Annotated in this window: 20 protein-coding genes; 4 read left to right on the top strand and 16 right to left on the bottom strand. The window is 42.7% G+C overall.

Translation table 11 applies throughout. The features are described from left to right. Positions 1-78: 78 nt before the first annotated feature. On the bottom strand, positions 79-228 hold the full coding sequence (locus ACIQAA_RS09570; protein WP_402618175.1) for a hypothetical protein: 150 nt from the start codon (positions 226-228) through the stop codon (positions 79-81). A gap of 103 nt (positions 229-331) precedes the next feature. Beyond that, a complete protein-coding gene (locus ACIQAA_RS09575) occupies positions 332-658 on the bottom strand; it encodes a KGG domain-containing protein (RefSeq protein WP_402618178.1) in 327 nt (108 codons plus the stop codon). A gap of 327 nt (positions 659-985) precedes the next feature. On the opposite strand from ACIQAA_RS09575, the gene ACIQAA_RS09580 reads away from it, so the two are divergent. Beyond that, a complete protein-coding gene (locus ACIQAA_RS09580; RefSeq protein ID WP_402618180.1) occupies positions 986-1720 on the top strand; it encodes a hypothetical protein in 735 nt (244 codons plus the stop codon). An 82-nt stretch (positions 1721-1802) separates the two neighbouring features. Here ACIQAA_RS09580 and ACIQAA_RS09585 read toward each other — a convergent pair whose 3' ends face one another. The 3 genes from ACIQAA_RS09585 to ACIQAA_RS09595 all read right to left on the bottom strand — a co-directional run bounded on the left by ACIQAA_RS09585 (position 1803) and on the right by ACIQAA_RS09595 (position 4886). Beyond that, the gene (locus tag ACIQAA_RS09585) at positions 1803-3104 is read right to left on the bottom strand and encodes a hemolysin family protein (RefSeq protein WP_402618183.1); all 1302 of its coding nucleotides are present in this window, start codon (positions 3102-3104) and stop codon (positions 1803-1805) included. Positions 3105-3181: 77 nt separating this feature from the next. Continuing rightward, positions 3182-4687, bottom strand: coding sequence for a mechanosensitive ion channel (locus ACIQAA_RS09590; protein ID WP_402618186.1), 1506 nt, complete (start codon positions 4685-4687; stop codon positions 3182-3184). Positions 4688-4724: 37 nt separating this feature from the next. Further along, positions 4725-4886, bottom strand: coding sequence for a hypothetical protein (locus ACIQAA_RS09595; protein ID WP_402618189.1), 162 nt, complete (start codon positions 4884-4886; stop codon positions 4725-4727). Between the two features lie 353 nt (positions 4887-5239). On the opposite strand from ACIQAA_RS09595, the gene ACIQAA_RS09600 reads away from it, so the two are divergent. The 3 genes from ACIQAA_RS09600 (at position 5240) to ACIQAA_RS09610 (ending at position 6361) form a co-directional block, all read left to right on the top strand. Beyond that, entirely contained in the window at positions 5240-5488 is a 249-nt protein-coding gene (locus ACIQAA_RS09600; protein WP_402618192.1) for a hypothetical protein, read from the top strand. Between the two features lie 41 nt (positions 5489-5529). Then, positions 5530-5700, top strand: coding sequence for a CsbD family protein (locus ACIQAA_RS09605; protein WP_402618195.1), 171 nt, complete (start codon positions 5530-5532; stop codon positions 5698-5700). Positions 5701-5761: 61 nt separating this feature from the next. Continuing rightward, a complete protein-coding gene (locus ACIQAA_RS09610) occupies positions 5762-6361 on the top strand; it encodes a general stress protein (RefSeq protein ID WP_402618198.1) in 600 nt (199 codons plus the stop codon). A gap of 133 nt (positions 6362-6494) precedes the next feature. On the opposite strand, the gene nuoN is transcribed toward ACIQAA_RS09610, so the two are convergent. The 11 genes from nuoN to ACIQAA_RS09665 all read right to left on the bottom strand — a co-directional run bounded on the left by nuoN (position 6495) and on the right by ACIQAA_RS09665 (position 17356). Next, positions 6495-8012 carry an NADH-quinone oxidoreductase subunit NuoN gene (gene nuoN / locus ACIQAA_RS09615; RefSeq protein WP_402618201.1) on the bottom strand — a complete coding sequence of 506 codons (1518 nt, stop codon included), beginning with the start codon at positions 8010-8012 and terminating at the stop codon, positions 6495-6497. 6 nt (positions 8013-8018) lie between these two features. After that, positions 8019-9527: a complex I subunit 4 family protein gene (locus tag ACIQAA_RS09620; RefSeq protein WP_402618204.1), complete on the bottom strand. Its 1509-nt coding sequence runs from the start codon at positions 9525-9527 to the stop codon at positions 8019-8021. 1 nt (position 9528) lies between these two features. After that, a complete protein-coding gene (gene nuoL, locus ACIQAA_RS09625) occupies positions 9529-11391 on the bottom strand; it encodes an NADH-quinone oxidoreductase subunit L (RefSeq protein ID WP_402618207.1) in 1863 nt (620 codons plus the stop codon). A gap of 163 nt (positions 11392-11554) precedes the next feature. Next, entirely contained in the window at positions 11555-11869 is a 315-nt protein-coding gene (nuoK, locus tag ACIQAA_RS09630) for an NADH-quinone oxidoreductase subunit NuoK (protein WP_063255620.1), read from the bottom strand. Continuing rightward, positions 11866-12384 (bottom strand): NADH-quinone oxidoreductase subunit J, encoded by a 519-nt coding sequence (locus ACIQAA_RS09635; RefSeq protein WP_063255621.1) that lies wholly within the window; start codon positions 12382-12384, stop codon positions 11866-11868. Before ACIQAA_RS09635 ends, nuoK begins: the two co-directional genes overlap by 4 nt. Continuing rightward, positions 12381-12800: an NADH-quinone oxidoreductase subunit NuoI gene (gene nuoI, locus ACIQAA_RS09640; protein WP_063255622.1), complete on the bottom strand. Its 420-nt coding sequence runs from the start codon at positions 12798-12800 to the stop codon at positions 12381-12383. Before nuoI ends, ACIQAA_RS09635 begins: the two co-directional genes overlap by 4 nt. 67 nt (positions 12801-12867) lie before the next feature. Beyond that, complete coding sequence (gene nuoH, locus ACIQAA_RS09645; protein ID WP_402618212.1) at positions 12868-13872, bottom strand: NADH-quinone oxidoreductase subunit NuoH; 1005 nt, start codon at positions 13870-13872, stop codon at positions 12868-12870. After that, positions 13872-14972, bottom strand: coding sequence for an NADH-quinone oxidoreductase subunit D (locus ACIQAA_RS09650; RefSeq protein ID WP_179598638.1), 1101 nt, complete (start codon positions 14970-14972; stop codon positions 13872-13874). The genes nuoH and ACIQAA_RS09650 overlap by 1 nt, the downstream gene beginning before the upstream one ends. 3 nt (positions 14973-14975) lie before the next feature. Then, on the bottom strand, positions 14976-16475 hold the full coding sequence (locus ACIQAA_RS09655; RefSeq protein ID WP_402618215.1) for an NADH-quinone oxidoreductase subunit C: 1500 nt from the start codon (positions 16473-16475) through the stop codon (positions 14976-14978). Positions 16476-16478: 3 nt separating this feature from the next. Then, entirely contained in the window at positions 16479-16991 is a 513-nt protein-coding gene (locus ACIQAA_RS09660; RefSeq protein ID WP_063254614.1) for a NuoB/complex I 20 kDa subunit family protein, read from the bottom strand. After that, entirely contained in the window at positions 16982-17356 is a 375-nt protein-coding gene (locus ACIQAA_RS09665) for an NADH-quinone oxidoreductase subunit A (protein ID WP_179599056.1), read from the bottom strand. The genes ACIQAA_RS09660 and ACIQAA_RS09665 overlap by 10 nt, the downstream gene beginning before the upstream one ends. Positions 17357-17481 lie beyond the last annotated feature (125 nt).

Genomic DNA, 17481 nt, shown 5'->3' on the forward strand with positions numbered 1-17481 from the left:
GTAAAAATAGTTGATCACACAAAAAGACATGCGAAGCACCGCACGTCTTTTGATTTCCTCATTTCTATTAGGAAATGTTTATTTCTTATTAAGCGTAGGTGTAATGTTCAATTTTCCGAGTATATTTTTTACCTTCATTCTGTTGGGTTTTGAGGCTAACCACTTTGCGACCGATACTCCCATTCCTAAAACCGTTAAAAGTCCTTTCATCGATACAACTCGTTTCATATAAAGGCCTCCTTTAAATCCCATTTCAAGAAAAGAAGCCTGTACAAATTTGCACAAGCTTCTTATTCATTCCAGTAAACCGGCAATTCTCATTACAAATGGGTTAGTCGTTATTACGTTGGTTCCCCCGCGATTCTCCACCTTTTCGGCCAATCTCTTGATAAAAATCTTCATCATGATTCTTCGAGGTGGCTTCTCCACCTTTTTCTCCAATTTCTTGATAGAATTCTTTATCGTGGTTTTTTGAGGTGGCCTCTCCACCTTTTTCTCCAATTTCTTGATAGAATTCTTTATCGTGGTTTTTTGAGGTGGCTTCTCCACCTTTTTCTCCGATTTCTTGATAGAATTCTTTATCGTGGTTTTTTGAGGTAGCCTCTCCACCTTTGCGTCCCGCTTCTTCCCTGCTCATTGTCTCATTATTATTAGCCATTTCTACTTCCTCCTTTAGATTTTTTTTGCAATTCTGATCTGATTCATAGATTCCACTTTCGTCATTCAGGTTAACTTGTAACCTTGTTTATGTTGTACCACCTCATGACAATTCTAAAACTTCTTTTTTTCCATTTAATCGTTTTGAAATACTCGTAATCTATTGAAATATCGTTTAAAAAGGTTATTTAAAAAGTTTAAGGCCGCATATATCGGGTATTTAACTAGTAAGTCACACGAACTGTTCGTTTATTTAGAGAAAATGCAGTGATCAAAAGGTTGGGGCGCTTGTAGCCCCAGCCAATTTTTTGGATTCAGAGGTGAAAAAATGAATCTATTCTTTCTACTCATCTATTTCATCATCATTACCGCTGTCATCGAAATTTTTGTGATTCTTTTTCGGCTTACGGACCTCAAATTGGAGGTTTCAAGGTTTCAGGTCATTTCATTAATGACAGGTACAGGTTTTACAACTGGAGAGTCTGAGCTGATTTTAGGTCACCCGGTTCGCAGGAAACTAGCCACTTTTCTAATCCTGTTTGGGGCCTTCTCCCTTGCGGTTATCATTTCTTCGATTAGTAATATCTTATCTGAGGATCTTCGTACAAAAGATATTTTCTATGCTGCAGGCGGTGTTTTGCTTGCTTTTGCTATTTTAAAGCTAAAGCGTGTGCAAACTAAGTTATCCAAGTTATTTAAGCAGGAAATGAAACAGAATATTGAACTTGGTGATCTGCCAATAAGAGATATCTTTATGTCTGAAAAACAAGACAAGCTGCTAAATCTTCATATCTATAAAGAATCTTCTCTCTTTCAAAAACAGATCAATCAAGTGATTCCTGATCATGACCAGTTAGAGTTTGTTGTATTGTTTATCAAAAGAGGCGAATTAAAACTTAGAAAAAATATCTATCAGACAAAAATACACGAAGGCGATCAGATTCTGTTATTCGGTGAAGAAAACGTACTTTCCAAGCTTTTTAAAAATGACATTAAAATTATGGAGGAAAAACTTAAAGATTCCCAACATACGCCGATTAGCGAGCACCAATCATCACCATAAGGGCAGGTTCAATCCCAAATCGATCCACATACGGACATAAAAAGGCACACGTTATCTAAAATGACGTGTGCCTTCCATTTGCTTAGCTGACAATTTTTTTTACATCTAAATACAAAATATGGTGACCAACAGCCTCACGGACTTTGAACAGGTATCCATCGAATTTAGCCTCTGTCCCAATACCAACGTCAAAGTTTTGTGTAAGAAACCAGCCACCGATCGTATCGATTCTTTCGCCCGTTATGTTTGTACCGAGTAAATTGTTAACATCCTCAATTAACACTTTACCATCCAGTAAATAATGGTTTTCCTTTACCTTTTGAATCTTTGCTACTTCATCGTTATCAAATTCATCTCTTACCTCACCAACAATTTCCTCAATAATATCCTCAACTGTCACTAACCCAGATGTACCGCCGTATTCATCGACAAGGATCGCCATTTGCGTGCGTTCTTTCTGCATTCTCACCAATAAGTCATGGATCGGGATGGTTTCAATGGCTTTAATCACAGGTTTAATGAAGGGTCTTAGACTCCCTTCTTCCTTATGATTTTTATTCATTTGTTGGGCCGTTACCATCACTTTAACGTTAAGAATGCCTATAATGTTGTCTTTGTCACCCTCCATGACAGGATACCGAGAATAATGCTCCCTTCTTATCTTTTTTAAAGCCACATCAATGGAATCGTTAATCGATAACGAACTGATCTCCGTACGGGGCACCATTATTTCTTTTGCCACTCTCTCATCAAATTCAAAAATATTGTTTACATAGTTTAATTCATTTTGATTGATTTCACCCCGCTTATAGCTTTCCGACAACAGCAAACGAAGCTCTTCCTCAGAATGAGCTAATTCCTGTTCGGATTCCGGCTTTAAGCCAAAGAGTCCGACCAGCACCCTGGCAGAGCCATTTAGTGCCCAAATAAAGGGCCGCATTACCTTGGTAAACCCTATGATCGGAGCAGCTAACAGGAGTGACACCTCTTCGGCTTTATGAATGGCCACGGTTTTCGGGGCTAATTCCCCCACTACGACATGCAGAAACGTCACGGATGCAAAGGCAAGAATAAAAGAAATAATATGTGAAAGCGACTCATTGATATTTAATACAGAAAACAAGGGATGGATTAGTTTTTCCACAGTGGGTTCTCCCAGCCAACCGAGTCCGAGTGCCGTAACGGTTATCCCTAGTTGACATGCTGAAAGGTATTCATCTAGGTGGTTTACTACCTTTTTAGCAGAAACAGCACCCTTTTTCCCTTCCGCAATCAATTGATCAATTCTAGATGGACGAACCTTTACAATCGCAAATTCTATCGCCACAAAAAAGCCCGTTAGTGCAATTAAAAGGGCTACCAATAATAGATTTATAATCGTCATTGATTAGCCTTCCTCCCTTCTTATAAAAATAACAATCCGAAATCACGTAGATCCGGATTGTTACCTGATTGAATCTCTTATTCTATTATTTTATTATCGATTTTATTGTCCAGTTTACGCAGATATTTGGAAGCAAAGTCTTTTCCTCCAAGTCCGAAGGCAAGTCCAAACGCTAATGCTAATCCGCCTAAAAGGAGAATAAAGGCAGCATTGACGATGGAGTGCGCTACCCCCAGTTGATCTAATGCCATAAAAATGGTGATCGAAAAGATGGCATATTTCGCTGTCGCAGCGAGGGTATTAGAATAGCTGTTCTTAAGGATATTTTGTAAAATACGCTGCACGAAATTACCTAGATATAAACCAATCCCTAAGATAATAAGGGCGGCAAACAACATCGGTAAATACGAAATCACACCTGTTCCAAGAACGACGAGGAACTCCAATTGAACAATTTGTAAGGCTTCAACCGTAAATAATAAAATAACAACGATTTTTGCTAACAATCCAATAATTTGAGAAAGTGTGTAGGTGGATTGCTCCGGTTTAAGTGAGCCGAGACCCATATGGTTAAAAACATTATCAACCTTTAAACGCCAAAGCATTTGTGCAACGACTTTCTCCACCCATTTTCCAAGCCATATCCCAACTAAAATCAAAATAACGGCTACCGCAATGTTCGGAATAATCGATACCACATCTTGAAGCATAGCAATGGCTGGATCAGAAATGCCTTTCAACTCAAGCTTTTCTAAGGCTGTAATGATGGTAGGAATTAAGATTAAAATAAACGCGATGTTTCCAATTATGCTAGAAAGACTTGTACTATCCGTCGTTTTTACGAGTCCTAGACGTTGACCAAGTTTTTCCGTTCCAATGCTGCTTAAGAAATTGGTTAGGATATCTCGAACTATTTTTGCAATCAGCCAGCCGACAAACACAATAAGGGCCGCCGCAAATAGCTTAGGTATAAACGCAAGTAGGGTTGAAAGCGTATCGGCAAATGGTTCTGACACTCCTTCAATCTGTAAGGCTCCTAATACTCCAGGTAAGAATAGTAACAGGACGAAATAAAAGATTGCCTTTGCGATACCGTTTACCTTGTTTACCGCTTCACTTTGACTGATCGCGATTTTCCATTGAACGAAGCGACGTTCCAAATGAACCATTGCCGCCCCCTTTTTAAAAAGGATACGAAGCAGCGAAGCAACACCCCAGGCAAATAGTAAAATAAGGGCAGCTTTTAATAAGTTTGGAATCGCTGCTGTAATCATCGTCAGCATTTGTACGAGCGGCGTCGCGATTAGGCTTAAGTTAAGCATATTAAAAAAGATAATCCACACGACAACCAGTAAGATATAATAAACAATTTTTCCTATAATGATTTCAGAAGAATATTTCTTTGTACCAACGTTGGCAAAAAACTTATCATCAAATTTTGTTTTCTTTAAAAGAGCTTCTACACTTTTACCAATGCTTTTGGCAATCAACCAGCCAATCAATAAGACTAGAAGCGCAAATAATAGGTTTGGCAGCTGATAAAAGTACGAGGTCCATCCTGCCATCATTTCGTTTACATTCATTCTACCAATCTCCTTTTCTACTTTTTACTTCCGCTGTTTAGTTTGTTTCTGGATTTTTATTTTCCATCTCATCTTTTTGTTCTCCATCCGTTACTCCATTATCCTGATCCACTCCGTCTCCACAGCCTGTCAGAGCACCAAATGTTAAAGCAAATACCATACCTGTCATGATTAATTTCTTTTTCCACGTTTTTTCCATTGTTATTTCCTCCTTTAATTTGTCTAGTATGCATTTACCCTTTTAGTAAGTGACCTAAACAAAAAATGTTCATTTTCTATCAACCAAATATTTTTTTAAAAAAACTATTAAATAGAAAGAAAACGGATTGTGAGCACTTTTCTACTAAAAAAAGTTTCAAATCTTTTTTAATGGGAATATAAATAGAGCAGAACAAAACACGACGAAGGGAGCTAAAGAGGCATGAGTTTAATAGAGGCTGCAAAACAGAAGCTAGCTAAATTACCACTACATTCCTATAATAACTCGCTTTGGTATCGGGATTCTTTACTTTAAAACCCTGCATAGTACGAACATTTCTGGAGGTGTTAACCATGAAGAAAAGTTTACTAGTTGGTGGATTAGCTGTTTCCCTTACCTTTGCCGGATTAACGGGATGCGGCGACGGGGTCGACCAAGATAATGGGACCAGTGATGGACAACAGAAGGATGCAGTAGATCAAAACACAAAACAAAAGGCCGAAGAAACCATCAATAAAGTTGAAACAGAATTAAAACAAGCACAAAAAGAGTTAGAGAAGAAAGTTGAAGATAACGGTGTTAGTGATGGTGTTAACCAGTAACCATTGGTTATGCAGTAAATAAAACAAGGAGGCGTAACAAAATGAACAAGGATAAAATGAATGGATATGTAGATACAGTCAAAGGGAAAGCAAAAGAGCAATGGGGTAAACTGACGGATGACCGTTCCACGGAAACCGAAGGGAAAGTCGATCAAGCTAAAGGGAAAGTACAAGAAGAAGTTGGGAAAGTAAAGGATAGGTTATCAAGATAGTCATTGTGTAATACTACCAAACTATAAATCTTTCAAACCGAATAAAGGAGGAGGAATAAAAATGGACAGGATTGAAAAGAATGTTGTAGGTGTTTATGAATCCGAACAGGAAGCGATTATTGCGATTGAGAATCTTGTAAAACAGGGATACGACAAACAAGATATCTGTGTCATTGGTAAAGACCTCAAAAATGTGAATTATATTGCGGATGAGACAGGTACGGTTGCGGAAGAAACTGCGGCTACAGGTGCTTTGGCAGGTGGAACACTCGGCGGGTTAACAGGATTGCTAGTAGGAGTAGGTGCGCTGGCAATCCCTGGAGTTGGCCCGATTATCGCTGCGGGTCCGATTGCTTCAAGTTTAATTGGAGCCGTAGCGGGTGCAGGTTTAGGCGGATTAACGGGAGCACTAATAGCAATAGGAATTCCAGACGATGAAGCCGAATACTACGGGAACTCCGTTAAAGAAGGTAAAATTTTAGTTTTAACCAAGAATAGAATGACTCCTAATCAGGATGACAGGAATACATTAGCGGAAGCAAACAATAGCTCAATGGCACAAGATTGGGATGAACTGAAGAGGCTTGGCAATGAAATGAAGAATAGTGATTCTAAGGATGATCTCCACGAAAAGAGACAAGTCCCAGATCCAATTCAGTAATAACCACAAAAAAAACGGTCCCTTTAAAGGACCGTTTTGCTTGTTAAGAAGAGGCCCCCATGCCTCTTCTTTTACTTTATATCGTGACCCCTCTTGTTGACCTAGACCGGGTCCTTCCCCCAAAGTTGCCGGTCTATTGTAGAAAGTCTGAGAATTGGTTGAAATTTTCGTTCACGAAGTCGATGGCGATGTCTGGGAATATACCAAACAGGATTGACGCTACGACAGTCACAATTAAAACAACTATGATTCCAAATGGAATGTTCGCGAACTTGCTGTCGTCTGCTGCTGGGCGGAAGAACATTTGTGTCATGATACCGAAGTAATAGAAATATGACACTACAGTTGTGGCAATCATAACAGACGCCAAGACATAATGCGGTTCCTGACCCATAAAGGCACCGATAAAAATGTTCAACTTCCCGATGAAGCCTGCAGTACCTGGGAAACCGGCTAAAGCAATCAACAAGATTCCCATCGTAACCGCTAATACAGGTGAACGGCGGTATAATCCTGCGAAATCAGCAATCTTAGTTGAACCTGTTTTTGCCTCCACTAACTGGATAATTGCAAAAGCGCCTAGGTTCATGAACAAGTATGCTAATAAATAGAACCAAACAGTGTAAAAGAAGTTCGAGCTCAGTGTTGTAAACGCCACAAGGATGTAACCGGCGTGCGCAATACTTGAGTACGCAAACATTCTTTTAATATTGCTTTGTTTCAGAGCGACAACGTTTCCGATGATCATCGTAGCTCCGGCAACGACCGCGATATAGTCCTGCATGTTATAAAGAATTGGCATCGAGCCAGGACCTTCTGTAGCTGCTACACCAAACACAGAAATTAAAATCCGTGCCACAATGACAAAGCCAGCTGTTTTCGAAACAACGCTTAAAAACGCTGTAACCGGTGTTGGTGCACCCTGATAAACGTCTGGCGCCCACATATGGAATGGAGCTGCCGCCAATTTAAAGCCTAATCCAACGAAGATCATTAAGAATGCCAGTCCTAGCAAGTATGCATGCTGTGCATCAGCCAAGGCCTGAAGTGTTCCAGCAATGGCTAACAAGTTGGTTGTTCCTGTTAGTCCGTATACATAACTCATACCGAACAGTGTAATTGCAGTAGCAATCGAACCGTTGATGACATATTTCATGGCCGACTCGTTTGATTGCAAATTATTTTTTCGAATACCAGCTAAAATATAGGAAGAAATCGATAACAACTCTAAACCGATAAATAAGGTAATTAAGTCACCGCTGGATGTCATGATCATTCCGCCGAGTAATCCGGTTAGGAATAAATAATAAAATTCACCGCGGTATTCTTCCATCCCCTCATCACCCTTGTAGGAGACAGCTAAAAATAATACAAGCGCTGCCCCTGCAAGCAGAAGGAGTTTGAATGCTTTTCCAAAAGAATCAAGACGGAAGGTGTCCTCTAAAATGGAATCAGGCGCTGCACCAAGCAGTCCTACTAGGGAAACCATTGCCGCGAAAATCGCAACAATTCCGATCCATCCGAGGATTCGGCGATCTTGTTTTTTCGGCATAAATAAATCGATTACTGTGAGAAGCGCTGCTACACCAACGATGATGAACTCTGGTGTCATGATGCTCCAGTTAAATGATGTTAATTCCTCAAGACTCATCCTTCATCACCCTCCTAACCCTAGCATAATTGTTTCAAGTGTGGCTTGAAGCGGTGAGCTTAGAACGCTTGGTACTACTCCAATTAAAACGATTAAAGCGATTAGCACGACAACCGGTACGAATTCGACGCCCTTCAAATCAACGACTCCGGTAAAGTCACGATGTGCTTGACCGTAGGTAATGCCGAGCACGGCACGTAATAAATATACAGCGGTCATGATAATACCGATACAGCCGACCGCGGCAATCCATGGCAATTCTTCAAATAATCCTAAAAACGCCATAAATTCACTGACGAAGCCGGACATCCCCGGCAATCCGAGTGACGCTAATGCACCTGCAAGCAAGAAGCCTGAAGCAATCGGCATTCCTTTTGCCATTCCGCCAAGGTTTTCCATAAGAGAGGTGTCTGTACGCTCATAGAATGCACCGACTAAGAAGAATAGCAGGGCTGAGATTAAACCGTGGGAAACCACTTGGAAAATCGCGCCTTGTACGCCGGCTTCATTCAGTGCTGCTAACCCAATTAACACGATTCCCATGTGTGAAATCGAAGAGTAAGCCAACACCATTTTAAAGTCTGTTTGAATGAACGCTAGGAACGCTCCGTAGAGAAGGTTTACCACTCCAAGGACGGCCAAGAGTACCGCAAGGGTTTCAAACTGCTCCGGGAAAATTCCCATTCCAAAGCGAATTAACCCGTACGCACCGATTTTCAATAGAATACCAGAGTGAATCATAACAATCGATGGAGGCGCTTGAACGTGGACGCGCAACATCCAGCTGTGTAACGGAAAGATTGGCAGCTTAACGCCAAAAGCGACTAAGAGCGCAATCAATAAGCCTAATTTTAATCCGCTTGTCATCGGAACGTTCGGATCGCTCATGATCTGCGTCAGCATGTCAATATTGGTGGTTCCTGTTTTTGCAAAAAGAATCATAATCACAATTAACAGTACGGCAGAGCCTAAACCGTTATAGATTAAGAAACTGTAAGCGGCTTTTTCTTTTTCAAAATAACCCCATTTTCCGATTAAGAAGAAGGTTGGGATTAAGGTAATTTCAAAGAATAAGAAAAATAGAATTAAGTTTTCAGCTGTAAAAACTCCAAGCATACCGATTTCTAATAGTAGGAATAGCATGAAGTAGCCTTTCCACTCATGTTTAACATAAATGGAGGCAATGGCAGCCAGTGTTGCCACTACTGCTGTTAGTACAACTAAAAGCATCGTGAAGCCATCAACGCCAAGTTCATAGTTTACTTTCCAGAATCCTGCTTCAGCACCTTGCAGGCCTCCGAAGGTAATCCATTCCTTTGCCACGTTAAAATCGCTCAAATCCTTACCCGCGAGGTAATGGAGATAAAGGCCGATTGCAATACCCAGTGCAGGCAGTGTTGCTAAGAAGCCGACGATTTTAATACTTTTTTCCTCTGTTTTAGGCATGAACGCTAAAACGATAATTCCGAGTAAAGGGGAGAATACTAATAGTGATAGAACGAAAGAAAGATCCATTTTATAAGTACCCCCCTGTTAACACAAAGATGACCGCAAGCAGTGCTAAGCCGATAAATGCCACAGCTGCATAGGTTTGTGTTTGACCGGTTTGCAGCTTCGATCCAGCTGCTCCAAGACCTTGAACAATCCCTGCCACACCCTTCATGATTCCTTCGACCAGGAATTCATCGATGAAACGTAAGAAGTAGCTGATACCCTTTGTGACTGCCACTACTGACATTTGATAGAATTCGTCAATGTAATATTTGTTGTAAAGAATACTGTGCAAGGTATCGCCGCTGCCTGACAGCCAGTTGCGTGCGAGTGAACGCTTATAGTAAATCAGGTAAGCAAGGTAGATACCTGCTAAGGAAACGACAGTTGCTGCAATCATAATCCAAATCGGACCTTCGACATGACCATGACCTAATGCTTGGTTACCATCCACAAGCCATTCGCCCAAGTTGTGATTGAACGGTGTTTGCACATAACCAGCGATAACCGCTAATACGCCAAGAATGATCATTGGGAACGTCATCATCGATGGTGATTCGTGTACATTTTTCATTGGTGTCCGTGATTCTCCGGTGAAAACCATGAAGAACAAGCGGAACATATAAAACGCGGTCATAAATGCCGCTGCAAGCGCGAGTAAGAACAAGACTGGATGTCCGCCTTCCCAGGCTGCGATTAAAATTTCATCTTTACTGAAGAAACCTGAAAATAATGGTACACCGCTGATAGCAAGTGTTCCAATTAAGAATAATGGTGCGGTAAGCTTTAGCTTTTTCCAAAGACCGCCCATCTCTTCGATGTTCTGTGTATGAACCGCATGGATGACGCTTCCGGCAGCTAAGAACAGCAATGCTTTGAAGAAAGCATGTGTCATTAGGTGGAAAACACCCGCAACATAGCCTGCAGAGCCAAGCGCAAGCATCATATAACCGAGCTGGCTGACCGTTGAATAGGCTAAAACACGTTTAATATCGGTTTGTACAAGTCCAATGCTGGCAGCGAAGATCGCTGTAAATGCACCGATGACTGCTACAGTTAATAGTGCTGTTTCACTCGCTGCAAACAGAGGGAAAAGAGAAGCAACTAAGTAAACACCGGCAGCAACCATTGTCGCCGCGTGGATTAAAGCCGAAACTGGTGTCGGACCTTCCATCGCGTCCGGCAGCCATGTATGAAGCGGGAACTGACCTGATTTACCAACCGCCCCGATGAAGATTAAGATGGCTGTTAGAGTGATCATTGTGCTTGATACAGCGCCTGCCTCAATGGCACGGAAAATTTCACTGTATTCAAAGCTGTTTGTTTCCCAGAATAATAAAATCATCCCGATTAAGAGACCAACGTCCCCGATACGGGTCATAATGAACGCCTTTTTTGCCGCAGCCTTCGCTTCTTCTTTGTAGAAATAGAATCCGATTAAGAGGAAGGAACCGACTCCGACGAGCTCCCAGAAAATATAAGTTTGCAGCAGGTTTGGCGAGATGACAAGCCCAAGCATCGCAAACGTAAATAGTCCTAAATAGGCATAGAATACTGGAAACCGCTCATCCCCGTGCATATATCCCTTTGAATATGTATGTACCAGGAAGCTGACGAGCGAGACAATTACAAGCATTAATGCATTCAATTGATTCACTTCAAAGCCCGCTGTTAAAGAAATATCTCCTATCCTGAGCCACTCCGTTGAAGTCTTATACGTTGGTTCAGTGAAACGCTCGAACAACACCAACAACGAATATACAAGCGAGGCCAACGTAAGCAGAATACCTACGTACGCACTCACATCCCTCAGCCGCTTACCAAATAGAAGAAGAATCAAAAACGATAATAGCGGGAAAAGCGGTATGATCCATGCATTTTCCATCATCATCACAATCCCCTTTTTTAGAAATGGTGCCTGTCACCGCTCAGAGAAATCGTCCACCGAGGATGCACACCAATTATTACCAATTTGTCCACCTGAGACGGACAGTGTCTTTCTGCGGTGACAGGCACCGCACAGTAGAAAAAATTTTGAAACCTAACCTTATCTAATTTTTCATTGTGTCCATATCGTCGATGTTGACGGTTTTGCGGTTGCGGTATAAGGCCATTAAGATGGCTAGACCGACGGCTGCTTCTGCAGCGGCAACGCAAATCGTGAACAGAGCGAAGATTTGACCGGTGATGGATGGTGCTACACCGTATTTGCTGAAGGTTACCAGGTTAATATTAACAGCATTCAGCATTAATTCAATCGAGATAAGGACGATGACGGTATTTCGTTTTGTCAATGCCCCGTATAGTCCGATACAGAATAGTATCAACGCGAGTGCCAAGAAGGCTGAAGCAGGAACTGAGCTCATTCCTTGTCACCCTCCTTCTCGTCTTTCTTCGCGAGGATAATCGCTCCGACAAGTGCCACTAATAGTAAAACAGATGTTAATTCAAATGGGATGACCCATTTAGAGTAAAGGGCTTCCCCTATTTTCATTGTATTGTCCACATGTAAGTCTGTTGGTACCTGTACCACGTTGAAATCATAGATTCCAATGTAGACAGCCGCTGCAAATCCAAGTATGCCTAAAAATAATAGAACCTTTCTTCCTTTGCCTGTGGTTGTTTCCCCTTCATCATCATGCTTCGTTAACATGATCCCGAATAACATGATAATCGTAATCGCACCGGAATAAATCAAGATTTGAACGGCTGCGACAAATTCAGCTGACAGCAGCACGTAAATTCCGGCAATGCTGACAAACGTAAAAATGAGGGCCACGACCATGTGCACGACTTTAGTAAGGTTCAATAACAAGACACCGCCAATGATGGCGACAAGCGCGAGGCCCATAAATGCGATAAACTCGCCTGAGATTGTCATGGTTTATTCACCTGCCGTACGTTTTCGTCGTTCTCATCTAACCATTCAAGGTTTTTAAATAACATATCACGGCTGTATGACGCTAACTCAAAGTTATTGGTCATGACAATCGCTTCAGTCGGGCAAACCTCCGTACAAAGGTCACATAGGATACAAATCTCAAAATTGATATCATACGTATCAATGATTTTCCCTTTTTTCGTTGGATCCGGATGTTTTTTACCCGTTAAATTAATACATTCTGTCGGGCAAATGTTCATGCACTGATTACACACGATACACTTTTCCGGATAGAACTTTTGAATGCCGCGGAAGCGGTCCGGAAGCGGAAGCGGCTCATCTGGATAATTATAAGTTACCTTTTCTTTCGTCAGCTGTTTTAGGGTATATTTCAAGCCTTTTGTAAATCCAAGCACGTTTTTCACCCCTTTGTTTATTTAGAATTACTCTAATGTGGTGCCTGTCACCGAGGTGCCACTCACCCTAGAAAAATAATGTTTTGATTAACGCTGTTAAGAAAATGTTTGCTAATGCAACTGGGAATAGTACTTTCCACGCGAATTCCATTAATCGGTCAATTCGGAAACGAGGAAGTGTAGCCCGCAGCCACATGTAAACAAAGACCACTACGCTGAACTTGAGTGCAAACCATACTGCGCCCGGAATAAATCCTAAGATATCCAGCGGCGGCAGCCATCCGCCTAAGAAGATGACGGTGATTAAGGATGACATCGCAAACATGTAAACATATTCTGTGAGCATAAAGAATGCCCAGCGGAATCCTGAGTACTCAACAAAGTATCCGGCAACCAGTTCGTTCTCTGATTCAGGAAGGTCAAATGGTGTCCGGTTTAATTCTGCAATGGATGCGATGAAAAACACGATAAAGGCAATCGGCTGATAAAGAATGAACCAGCCATGCTCCTGCTGTAGTACGATATCAGATAAATTCAAGCTTCCTGTTAATAAAATGACACCCAAAACGGACATAACAAGCGGAATTTCGTAGGAAATCATCTGTGCGCCTGCACGCATGCCCCCTAGGAGCGCATATTTATTGTTGGACGCCCAGCCGCCGAGGACCATTCCAAATACGGTCATCCCAGAAACAGCGATATAATAGAGCAAGCCAACCCCGATATCGGCAAATTGAAATTTGTCAGTGAATGGGATAGTTGCGAGTACCATAAAGGCTGGAGTAAAGGCAATGATTGGCGCCAGGATAAATAACGGCCTGTCGGCTGCCTTCGGAATAACGTCTTCTTTTAATAAAAGTTTAAGAACGTCCGCTACCGTCTGTAATAATCCCCATTTACCGCCAAGCTGGTTAGGACCGTGACGGGCCTGCATGTATCCTAAAACCTTTCGCTCTGCTAATATGGCATAGGTTACGAAACCTAAGACTACTAATAGTAAGACAACGGCAAGTAAAAAGAAGATTCCAAAGTTCATCAAGCCTGGACTGGATTGGAGTAAATCCTCTACCATTAGCCGTCCACCTCCCCAAGGACAATGTCAACTGCCCCTAAAATCGCAATCAAGTTTGCAATATTTTCGCCTACTAATAATTTCGGAAGAATTTGCAGATTATAGAATGAAGGTCTTCTAAACTTCAAGCGATACGGTTCTTTTTTACCATCGCTTGAGATGTAGCAGCCGATTTCTCCACGCGGAGATTCAATTCTTACAAAAGCTTCCCCTTTTGGTGCTTTGATAATCTTTGGCACTTTAGCCATAATCTCACCTTCAGCAGGGAATTGTTCACATGCCTGCTCAAGGATTTTCAATGATTCTTCGATTTCTTCAAGGCGTACATGGTAACGGGCCAAACAATCCCCTTCGTCCCTTGTGACGACATTAAAGTCGAAACGGTCATAGATTGAATATGGCTCATCTTTACGAAGGTCCCATTTCACGCCTGTACTGCGCAGGTTTGGACCGCTGAGTGAGTAATTGATAGCGTCCTCTTTTGAATAAACGCCAACCCCTTTTACACGGTCTAAAAAGATTTCATTTCCAGAAACGAGGTTATGATAACCCTTCAGCTGTTCACGCAAATAAGGAACAAATTCCCTTACCCCGTCAACCCAGCCTTCTGGAGCGTCCCACTTTACCCCGCCAACACGCATATAGTTGAAGGTCAAACGAGCACCTGATAGTTCGTTTAGCATGTTAATGATCATTTCACGGTCGCGGAACGCATAAATGAACGGGCTTGTCGCACCAAGGTCGAGGATATAAGTTCCCCATGCTACCAGGTGGCTGGCAATACGTCCTAATTCCATCGCCATGACACGAAGGAAATCGGCACGTTCCGGAACTTGGATTCCCATCATGGTTTCGACGGCATGGCAGATGACATAGTTGTTTGTCATCGCGGACAAATAGTCCATCCGGTCCGTATAAGGGATAATCTGTGTATATTGCAGGTTCTCTGCCAATTTTTCCGTTCCGCGGTGTAAATAACCGATGACTGGGGTTGCTTCGGTAATGATTTCCCCATCAATCTTGACAACCAGCCGGAATACTCCGTGCGTACTTGGATGCTGAGGACCGACGTTTAGCAGCATTTCTTCTGTTCTGATCACTGGTTACACCTCCACATCAAACGGTTCATAATCTTTACGCAGTGGATGGCCAACCCAATCTTCTCCTAGCATAATCCGATGTAAATTCGGATGTCCGGTAAACTTAATTCCTAGTAAATCATAAGCTTCGCACTCAGGCCAGTTAGCGCCTGCCCAAATAGGCTGCAAGGACTCGATTGTTGGTTCATCGCGGTCAATCTTCACTTTTAACGCCACTGATTGGCGATTTTTGTATGAGAATAAGTGAACATATACTTCCATATGTGTTACAAAATCAGTTCCATGCAGCTCAGAGAGATAATCGAACCCTAGGAGCTCATTGTATTTTAAAAATTGAGCTACCTTGAAATATGTATCTTTCTTTGCAACAAGTGTTGGAACATCTTTCGATAATTTATTAATATAAGAATCTTCTAAAACATCAGAGCCTAAGTTTTCCTCAATAACCTTTCTGTACTTGTCTAAGAAAGGCTGATTTGGTGATGGTTGATCGACCGTATCGGCTGGCGATACGTCGCCACCTTTTGCAGTGCCTGCTGCTTTTGCCTTCGCTGCTGCTGCCGCTTTCGCTTTGGCAACTGCTGCTGCTTTCGCTTTCGCTTTTTCATCATCGCCAGTCGCCGCAGTGTCTGCCTCACCGGTTCCAGCTGCCTTGGCTTTGGCCGCTGCTGCTGCCTTTGCCTTCGCTGCCGCCGCTGCTTTCGCTTTGGCTGCTGCTGCCGCTTTTGCCTTAGCGTCATCTCCTGCAGGTTCTTCCGCTGATGCACTTTCACCTGCAAGCTCCATTGCTTTACGCTTCGCCGCTGCCGCTGCTTTCGCTTTTGCTACTGCTGCTGCTTTTTTCTTCGCAAGGTCGTCTCCATCCTCTGAGGCTTCTGCTGCTGGTGTTTCGTCTGCCGGCGCATTGCCTGCAGCTAACTCCATCGCTTTCCGCTTCGCTGCCGCCGCCGCTTTTGCCTTTGCTACTGCTGCTGCTTTTTTCTTCGCAAGGTCATCACTGTCATCGCTTGCTTCAGCTTCCGCTGCTGGTGTTTCTTCTGCCGGCGTATTACCTGCAGCTAACTCCATCGCTTTCCGCTTTGCCGCGGCGGCCGCTTTTGCCTTTGCTACTGCTGCAGCTTTCTGTTTTGCAAGATCGGCTCCATCCTCTGGCGCTTCAGATGCTGCTGGAGTTTCTTCAACTGCTTCAACAGGAGCAGGAGCTTCTTCCTCCACAATACCTTCACGCTTTTTCTTTGCGAGTGCAGCCGCCTTTGCCTTCGCCGCCGCTGCTGCTTTTTTCTTCGCAAGGTCCGCACCATCTTCTGCTGGTGTTCCCGCTGGCTGCTCTGGTTGGGCCGGCTTATCATCCTGATTAAGCGCTTGTTCAGCAGGTTTGTCCTCCTGTTTCGGAGTACCTTGAGATTCTCCTGCTGCCTTCGCCTGACGCTTCGCTAACGCTGCCGCCTTCGCTTTCTCAGCCGCTTCTCTTTTTAATTGATCGAGATCCTTCTCCCCGCTCATCGGTTAGATCACCTTCTTCCCAGTCTTCGCCTCATAGCGAATCTTTTCCTTTAATTTATTGATTCCATAAATTAATGCGGCCGGGTTTGGCGGGCATCCAGGGATATAAACATCAACAGGGACGATTTGATCGACACCCTTAACAACAGAATAAGACTTCACATACGGACCTCCTGCAGTTGCGCAAGACCCCATCGCAATAACCCATTTCGGCTCTGGCATTTGATCATACAAACGGCGGACAATCGGCGCCATCTTCTTCGTAACCGTACCGGATACAATCATGCAATCTGATTGCCTTGGAGACGTACGGAAGATGGTCCCAAATCGGTCAAGGTCATAGTTAGCTCCGCCCGTACCCATCATTTCAATCGCACAACAAGCCAGACCAAATGTCATCGGCCACAATGAATTACTGCGTGCCCATGCTTTAATTTGCTCCAGCGTCGCAAAAAACACATTTCTTTCTAACTCTTTCATTTCCTGTGGTGAAAGGTCATCTAGTTTTAAGTCCATCGTAGCACCTTCTTCTTCCAAGCGTAGATTAAGCCAATCAACAGCATAATGACGAAAATCAACATCTCAATTAACGCAAAAACTCCAAGCTTATCATAGGCAACCGCCCATGGATATAAAAATACAGTCTCTACATCAAAAATAACAAACATAAGGGCAAAAATATAATAGCGGACATTGAACTGTACACGGGAATCGTGAAATGGATCAATACCGCTTTCATATGTGGTATACTTCTCGACACTCGGCTTATGAGGACGCAAAAGCTTACCTAAATATAACGCCACCAACGGCAGCAGCACCCCAAGACAGAGGAACACAAAAACTATCAGATAATTATTCTGATATAAATTCAAAAGTTCCATGCCCATCCCCTCCAATGTTGTAAATTTTCATAACAATGAAATTTGTAACCGATAACATTATAGCATTGTTACAAACCTGTGTCGACAACACCCCCCCATTAAAATTGGAAATTCTATCGCCGCAA

Source organism: Neobacillus sp. NPDC093182, assembly GCF_044754045.1.